Genomic DNA, 516 nt, shown 5'->3' with positions numbered 1-516 from the left:
CAGGAAAAACAGTCGCTATTCCAAAAGCTAATGCTAAAATCAAAAATAATATAGCTCTAGATACTATTAATGCCATAATAACAACCCCTTTGTTTAATATCGAGTTTGCAAATTTACGTTTATCAGCGTTTCTATGATCAGTACTTCTACGGGTAGCGTTTCTATGTAATTTACATCATCTTAACATATAAATACTTCGCTATTTAATTGAAAACATATCCTATTATTCTTTGTCCGTTCTGACGTTTAATATCTAGCCTTAGGTATTTCACTTGTTAATGAATTTAACTTTCTTCCACTAACCGTCCCTAAACCCAATCCCGCAACATTTTTTAATTTTTTCGTTGTTGTCCTGACATCCTCATTAAGAAAGTTTATTCTGCTTAAACCTTATAATCCACACCCTGAGCAAACGCTCCTTATGACAGAGTATTAAAATAAGCCGATAAAGATACACACCTTTACCGACTATTTAAAATACACTTCACCAATTCATTTTAATTTAATGGATTGAAG

At 32.0% G+C, this 516-nt stretch carries 1 pseudogene; it reads right to left on the bottom strand.

The window, feature by feature from the left end:
- Positions 1–76: pseudogene (locus IDG60_RS21945) on the bottom strand (hypothetical protein); the annotation flags it as partial.
- Between the last annotated feature and the right edge of the window lie 440 nt (positions 77–516).

Source organism: Staphylococcus sp. EG-SA-2 (assembly GCF_017152085.1).
This window is presented reverse-complemented; position numbering and strand designations above follow the sequence as displayed.